Below are 7,179 nucleotides of genomic sequence, written 5' to 3'. Positions count from 1 at the left end.
GCGCTTTCATCTCGGATATAGAATAACCGAGGATTCCCGCTTTAAATCCTAAACGTTTATTAAAAGATGGTAAGGAAGAGGCTCTGATTGGATTTATCAAAACCGGATTGATGACGAAAAATGCACTTAAAAATACATTAAAAGAAGCGAATAAGATTAACGCTACATCTGTTTCTGCATATATTTTAAGTATGATGGATGAAGACAGCTCAAAAACATCATTCAGATTGTAAAATGAGAGCCGAGATATATGGTTTTCTGCATTTTATTTTGCTATTTCAGGCCGGATTTTTCCGGCCTTTTTTGTATCTTTTATTTTTTTATATTTTTTCCAATTTCAAGTCCGTACCTGTATCCGTTTGCGAACGTAGACGATACAGACACCAAAAATATTGATGCAAGACCCAATCCAAACAAGAAACCTGTAATGAAACGCCTTGCGTTTGTGCTTTCATATGGCGTCAGCCGTTGCACAAATCCGTCAATCAGCATAGGAATCATGATTGAGACAGATATTGCAAGGCATGGCTTCCAAAACCAGAATAATATGACGCCAGACGATATTCCCACCAATTCGCCGGTGCATCTGGCGCATAGAGGGAATTGCTTTCCGTGGTAAAAAAATGACCTTTCAGGTTTTTGATGGCATCCGAATATAATTGGCAGCCATCTGCTCAGCGTGTTGTTACCCATATATATTATCATTATCGCAGAACTTAATCTATCCTGCCCTCTCCTTTCTATAAAAAAACCAAGCCCTGCATGAAATGCATGGCTTGTGTTGCTTAATTAGGTTACTGAAAATCATTAAAACGATGCAGAGCCAAGGCCTACACCAATTCCAACCACTGCGACAAGTATATACCACAGTATTACAATGCCGACAGATACTAAAGCTCCAATTCCAGCGGCCTTTGCATTCTTTGGCTTTGTGTCATGCCAAACAAGAAAAAGGATAAGGCCAACAACAGGAATACAGCATCCGAGGACGCCCCATCCAATGCTTCCACTGTCGTCAATTGGCTGCTGTTCGTTCTGTGCTACTCCACAATGCGGGCAGACTGCCGCTTTGTCATCAATCTCTTTTCCGCAATTTTTGCAAAACATACTATCACCTCCTGTTTTTTCTTATTTTTCAGCATGTCTTTCTGACATCTTCGTGGATAACTCGTTTGAGAAATCCTTTGTTAATTCGCCTTTGCAAGCAAGGATAATAGCAAATACCGGATAGACGATAATTAAACCGAGTGTATATAAAGCCCCTTTCCCAAAAGCCTTGCTTATTCTGCTGTACAGCATGATGCTCAGAATGAAGTTACAGATTGATAATATCATTCCAATAATGACAAGCGTATGATTGTTGCTTTTGACGCACAAAACGGTTAATATGTACATAACAATCCATGCTGCAAATACTTTATTATTCCAAAATGAATCAAACAAAAAATAGTCGTTCACGTAAGGAATAAGTCCTGGCCACTTTTTTCTGCCAATCTTGCCAAGCAGCATATAATTTGCAATAAGTGAAGCAATAAAGTAAGCAATCAATACCACAAAAATTACTGCCATTCCAGCAAATAAATTTGAAAGCTGTGAATACATAGCATTTCCTCCTTATAGATTGTTTTAAGGCCGGCGTATCACTTAGCCGGCCTGCGCCTGCTTCTTTCAATAGGCCTATTGACTCTGCTAGGTTCGTTACCAGATTAAAATTAATCGTTAAGATGGAATTTGAAACGAACGCCATACTTATCAGGCATCTCTTCTGCACGCTGCACAACAAGACTTTCGTTCATATAATCACGCAGCAGGTCATATGCATTGTTGTCACCGATTTCTTTTTTCAACATAGCGTAGCCGTTCTTGAGAACACCAAGAAGTTTTGTTCTTGTCCCGATTTTATAATGGTCAAGAAAGAATGCAATGACTGACAGGTATTCTTTCTTTTTCATTTCGGTCTTACTTTCGCTGCTTGGGTCGTGCTGGACGCAAATAACCTCGTATTTTCCTTCAATGAAACTCATTAGCCAAAGGCTGTATTCTTTATCTGTATCTGGAAGTGTTACTGGAACGGAAATATTTTTTCCACTGTCATTAAGCAAGACGTTCACGCGGTTCCTTCCAATCGGTCTGATGCTATCCGGCGGAATCTCTACTGCATGGAAGCCATACTCGTTCCTGCCATCGATAATCGTCATGCAAGCGTCTGTTAAAAGATTTTCTTCAATAATCAGGTTTACCATCTGTTCTGGGGTTTTATAAGCCATAATTTTATCTCCTTTTTTTTCTTAATTTTTTCCTGTGCTTCCAAATCCACCGCGGGATACATCGTTTAGGTGTTCCACTTCCTGGATTTCAAGAGCAGGCATCTTCTCTAAAATCCTAAACTGACAGATACGGTCGTTCTTCTTGATTTTCGTATCTTCAACCGCATATACCGGCATCATCCACTGGTCATTTTCTCCGCTGTATGAATTATCTATGATTCCTACGCTGTTCGTCTGGATGATTTTCCAGTTCTTGAATGTGCTTGACCTTGGTACAATGTGTGCTTCATATCCGCCAGGAAGGACCATTCCGACTCCAAGAGGGATAAGCGCAAAATCTCCTTTTTTTAATGAAATGTCAATTGCACTTCTTAAGTCAATCCAGTCTCCTTTCTCTGTTTTTTTTAGTTTTTCAATATTTTTATCAAAATACTTGATTCTTAATGGGAGTTCCATTTTGTTTAATCTCCTTTTCTCATTTATTTTTTTTATCGTCGGACAGTTATGTCTGTCTCTGACTGCTCCGCACAGATAAATCTGGCGGGTTCCCAAAAGAGAACCGGCTAGACGTCTCTATACGCCACCGTTTTTCATCTTCCGCACCCGACGGAAATGACCGTGTTGCAGGGTTATAAGACGATTATATTGGACGATGGACTTTGCCTCTTAAGCTTTCCTTGCGATAAGCAGATGAAGCTTATCCATGTACTCACACTATATATGCAGGACATATACAAAGGCGGGCTCGCAGCTGAGCCTGTTTTGTATTGCATATATAATATGCCTGATTTTCACAAAAAAGTAAAATTATCTACGAATTTTTTTATATGGGTTCGTTTGTCGTTTTCCTCTGCACGGATAAATCCAGCAGCATCTAACTCTGCTCTTCCGTGTGACTTTTGTTCTATATTAATATGACGAAAAAAAATATAAAGGTGATATTTTTGCGAAAAAAAATAAAAAAAGATGATGGCAAAATCCATCATCTTCTATATGACTTGCTAGCACAACGAATTAACAGTGTCTTCTATATAGGCATACAGCTGAGGGCAAGAACGCTGCAGGGCGTCCCTCTCACCGTCATAGTAACGATAGAAACCATCTGCCCAAAACTCGTGAACGTCATAATAAAAATTAACATTAAATGCATTTACAAATGCTGCGCTTTCAGCATTGTAAATTTGTGCAAATTCCGGTGTATCACTCAGATATCCTTCGGTATCATCTACGTAATGCCCGAACTCATGTATTGTTGATTCCTCTATTGCTTTACTTCGTTGCTCTATATAGATAGCGCTTAAGTCTTCTAAAGTAGCACCCATTACGGAACCATACTGACCGCCAAAGAACGTCGAATCAATATCCTTATCTGTAACATAGATAGACCAGCCGTCGTTTACAAAGTTTTCAAGTAAGCCTTCAGGCAACGCATTTAGCAGCTCATTTGCTCTGTCGACTGATTCCTGGCTGACATTTCCGTCAGGGACTACAATGCTGTAATAAGTCTCTTCGTCGGGTGTGCCCACATCTGCTGCCAGTACATTCAACGGGCTCAGGCAAAGACCTGCCACTGCAAAAAATACTGCAATTAATCCTGTTGCTTTCTTTTTAAATCTTGTTGTTGTCATTTTTCTTGCTTCCTTTCTTATCTTTAATCTACTTCGCTAATATGCTAGATTTTAGGGAAACAAAAAAAACGCGCAGTGTTTTTCTGCGCGCAGGTATAGATATTTACCGTTCGTCAAAATCCATATCAAAATCACCAAACTCAATATCTATATCGTTAATAATAGCATTACTATTCGGGATATCCTTCTGTCCGATGCCATCCACGTCTTTTGAAACGATGTCTATGGCATTCGCAAAGTCAACGCTTCCGGACGGACTTACCATGCTCTTGTCTATAACGTCAATGGCGGTTTTTATTTCTTCATACGACCGGCCACTGCACCAGTTGACAAACTGCTCTTTGCTGCCATCAATGCACCTGTTAAAATCATCTGCCATTTGTACTGCTATCGGTTCTATCCTTTGCTGCATTTTTTCTTGGTCCGCATTGATTGTCGTAATATTTTCCATGTCTTCTTTGGCTTTTTTTCCGAATGCGCCAAGTTCGCCAGCGCCATCGATGGACGGGAGGCCGCGGCCAACCTCCGGTTGTTCGTCGGTTTGGTGGTTACTGGACATGTACGGGGAGTAGGAAACCCCGTTCACGCTCTGCACTCCGACTTCGTCGTCGTTTGTCAGCCCTTGCGGGCTTGGTGAAGGTGAATGTAAGTTCATTTTTAATCTGGTAACGGCTCCGGCTTCCGGCCGGGGAGTTATCACCGAATCATTTCGGGTATTGTCTTCTATTACTTTGTTCAAGTCTTGCACATCTTGCATATACTCTTTTTCATATCGAATAATATCTTTCGTCATTGCAGTCAGGGCATATGTTTCTCTACTCAACTTCTCGCGTACGGTGTTTTTTACCAGGTCTTTTTCTTCAGTAGTGCTACACCGCTCACACAACGCAACATATGCTTTATAGGCAGAGACGCCTTTCTCTCCGTTTGCCTGTTTCTTGTATAAGTCTGCCACATAACCAGCAACACGCCTTACGTCATTGTTGTTACTCAAGCCTTTTCTGCCTTTTGCCCTTAAGCCAAATTCCCTGGCTTCATTTGCTAAGATGAACTGCTGCTTATATCCAAAGGAGCCTTTGTCGTAACTTAGCGGAATTTTTTCAGCCATCTTCGTAATAAACTCTTGCTTTTCTTTTTCAGTACTCATCTTTCCAAGTGCATTCTCTAAATATTCATGAAAAACTTGACGTATTTCTCCTTTGCTTTCCTGCATAGATGCCTTCAGTAAGTCCATCGCCCGGTCCACACCAGTTGTTTTTTCGCAGCCTTCAGATATTTTTGACATAATATCTCTGGCCTCTTTGGTCATGTTCCGTGCGGCAAGTTCGTCCGCCAGGATATTTGTTAGCCTGGAGTATCTTACGACCTGGTTGTCCCTCATATTTGATTCAGCCTTGAATGACTCTATTCGGTCGTGCATGTCTTTGACTGCTACATCCGCATTTGGATATTCTTTATTTATTGTTTTTCTTACTACATCCATAGCAATTTTATAACACCCATCGGCGTAATTTCGGAAGCCGGAGGATTCTGGTTTGTCAGGAACTTCTTTTTCCTCCCTTTTTACCTCTTTACTTTTTACTTCTGTATTGAAAGTTTTTCCAGCCTGCTCAGCCCTTTTGTTCCATTCTTCAAATTTATACACCTTATCCCAGGAGCATCCGTCTTTAATGTTTTTTTCAATATCTGCTTCATATTGTCCTGCTTCATATTTTGCAATAAATGACTGCAGCTGTACTTTTACTTCTTCGCTTACCTTATCTTCAGAAGCACCCATAGCCTGCGTGAGCCCTTGCACGTAATTATCAAACAACTCTTTCTGTGTTTCTTTTCCTTGTGCCCTGATATATGAAACGTCCATAACAAAGATATTCTCTGCTTCTTCTTTTGTGAGTATTCCTGAAGTCATCAAGCAGGCCTGTGTGATACCTTTTGTTTTATAAGCCTCTTTCATTATTCCATAAAATGGAGATTCGGAAGCATCATGCTCAGGCTGTTTTTCTTCTTCTTTTTTATCTTTGTCTGCCGTATTAGAAGGTGTATGATACGCTATTGAATCCGCTATAAATGTCACCGCTTCTGTAATCAAGTTTTCAAGGTTTGTTAGTGTACGAAGGGCGAAATTGATGAATCCCGTATCGTACTTATCTTTCGGCCTTTCAAGGTTCTTTTTCCATTCTTTTAGGCTGTCTTGCATTTCTTTTAACCGGCGGTTCATACGGCTGCTGTCTTCAAACTTTTGCCACGATGAATCTTTTTCCTTTTCGGTTAATTTAATTCTATGTGCTTCGTATTTATTTTGATTTGTTTTGTTATTGTGTTTGATTGCAGAGTCCAGCGCTTTGCGGCCCTCAAAATCAAGTTGTTTGTCAAGGATATTTATTGCTGATTGAAAATCAGCCGGATTCGATACTTTTTCCGTTTCCAGTATGGCAAACTTAAAGTCTGTGATTGTCTGTGCTTTCGTTTGTGCCTGCTCTTCGTCTGAAAGTCCTTTGGCTCTTCTATCTCCGTCTTGCAGTATTTTTATAAGGTCCTCTGCGATTGTTTCTGCCTTAACCGGATTTGACACAAATAGCCTTACATTGTTATTTGTTCCGTATTCTTTTACGATATTATTTAAGACCATTTTTTTTGCTTTATCTATATCAGATTCAAAGCCCTGCTTCTCTGTTTCTCTTTCCATCTCACGGCCGATTGAGTCAATAACATCCTGCAAATCTGGCTTCTTTACATTACTCATTAATTCTGCAAATTGCGATTTTATAAAGTCATCAGTCTCTTTTGTCTTTCCAAATTCAGTTCCGTATTTATTTAATAATGCCACGGTTTCATGTATGGTCTGTTGGTAGCCATCCATTACTTCATCATGAGTTTTCAGAGCGCAGTCTGCTTCTTTGTTATACAAGTCCAGCACTTTGTTAAGTTTATCGGTTCCAGCCGGAGATAAGCCACGATATAAGTTATTAATGTATGCCTGCTGTTCTTCCGGCTCTTTTAATGACAATTCTTTAAGCCGTTCTGATAGTTCATTTTTTAAAGTATCTATTTTGTTATTTTTATTGTCTTCCAATCTGTGAGCCAAACGCTCTTCTTTTTCGAAAATCATAAATAAAACCTCCTTTGTTCTATTTCCTGTATTTACTATTTACAAAATGCAAAATCTGAAATAAGAAAAAAATAATCTTATTTTCGTATATGCTTATTTCTATTTTTTGCATATTAAGTGTATACAGATTGATTCAGAAGGAGGAATAAAATGAGAAACAGATGTATGTTTGAAA

The 7,179-nt window shown here is 39.5% G+C and carries 7 protein-coding genes; all 7 read right to left on the bottom strand.

The features are described 5' to 3' along the window. Positions 1 to 312 precede the first annotated feature (312 nt). On the bottom strand, positions 313 to 693 hold the full coding sequence (locus LI091_RS18695) for a DUF2085 domain-containing protein (protein WP_195657114.1): 381 nt from the start codon (positions 691 to 693) through the stop codon (positions 313 to 315). Positions 694 to 807: 114 nt separating this feature from the next. Continuing rightward, complete coding sequence (locus tag LI091_RS17960) at positions 808 to 1,107, bottom strand: zinc ribbon domain-containing protein (RefSeq protein WP_195657113.1); 300 nt, start codon at positions 1,105 to 1,107, stop codon at positions 808 to 810. Positions 1,108 to 1,128: 21 nt separating this feature from the next. Next, positions 1,129 to 1,602 (bottom strand): DUF5684 domain-containing protein, encoded by a 474-nt coding sequence (locus LI091_RS17955; protein WP_265191432.1) that lies wholly within the window; start codon positions 1,600 to 1,602, stop codon positions 1,129 to 1,131. Positions 1,603 to 1,712: 110 nt separating this feature from the next. Continuing rightward, positions 1,713 to 2,267, bottom strand: a complete 555-nt coding sequence (locus LI091_RS17950) for a hypothetical protein (protein WP_265191431.1) — start codon at positions 2,265 to 2,267, stop codon at positions 1,713 to 1,715. A gap of 21 nt (positions 2,268 to 2,288) precedes the next feature. Then, complete coding sequence (locus LI091_RS17945) at positions 2,289 to 2,723, bottom strand: dUTP diphosphatase (RefSeq protein WP_265191430.1); 435 nt, start codon at positions 2,721 to 2,723, stop codon at positions 2,289 to 2,291. 545 nt (positions 2,724 to 3,268) lie between these two features. Further along, a complete protein-coding gene (locus LI091_RS17940; RefSeq protein WP_265191429.1) occupies positions 3,269 to 3,895 on the bottom strand; it encodes an anthrax toxin lethal factor-related metalloendopeptidase in 627 nt (208 codons plus the stop codon). A 103-nt stretch (positions 3,896 to 3,998) separates the two neighbouring features. Beyond that, positions 3,999 to 7,004 carry a hypothetical protein gene (locus tag LI091_RS17935; protein ID WP_265191428.1) on the bottom strand — a complete coding sequence of 1,002 codons (3,006 nt, stop codon included), beginning with the start codon at positions 7,002 to 7,004 and terminating at the stop codon, positions 3,999 to 4,001. Positions 7,005 to 7,179: the final 175 nt, after the last annotated feature.

Source organism: Blautia sp. MSK20_18, assembly GCF_020553125.1.
Lineage (GTDB): Bacteria > Bacillota > Clostridia > Lachnospirales > Lachnospiraceae > Blautia_A > Blautia_A fusiformis.
Note: the sequence above shows the minus strand (reverse complement) of the source record. Positions and strands in the feature narration are given on the sequence as shown.

Coding starts and splice junctions, on each gene's coding strand:
- LI091_RS18695 (WP_195657114.1), bottom strand. CDS start 693: ATGGGTAACAACACGCTGAGCAGATGGCTGCCAATTATATTCGGATGC.
- LI091_RS17960 (WP_195657113.1), bottom strand. CDS start 1,107: ATGTTTTGCAAAAATTGCGGAAAAGAGATTGATGACAAAGCGGCAGTC.
- LI091_RS17955 (WP_265191432.1), bottom strand. CDS start 1,602: ATGTATTCACAGCTTTCAAATTTATTTGCTGGAATGGCAGTAATTTTT.
- LI091_RS17950 (WP_265191431.1), bottom strand. CDS start 2,267: ATGGCTTATAAAACCCCAGAACAGATGGTAAACCTGATTATTGAAGAA.
- LI091_RS17945 (WP_265191430.1), bottom strand. CDS start 2,723: ATGGAACTCCCATTAAGAATCAAGTATTTTGATAAAAATATTGAAAAA.
- LI091_RS17940 (WP_265191429.1), bottom strand. CDS start 3,895: ATGACAACAACAAGATTTAAAAAGAAAGCAACAGGATTAATTGCAGTA.
- LI091_RS17935 (WP_265191428.1), bottom strand. CDS start 7,004: ATGATTTTCGAAAAAGAAGAGCGTTTGGCTCACAGATTGGAAGACAAT.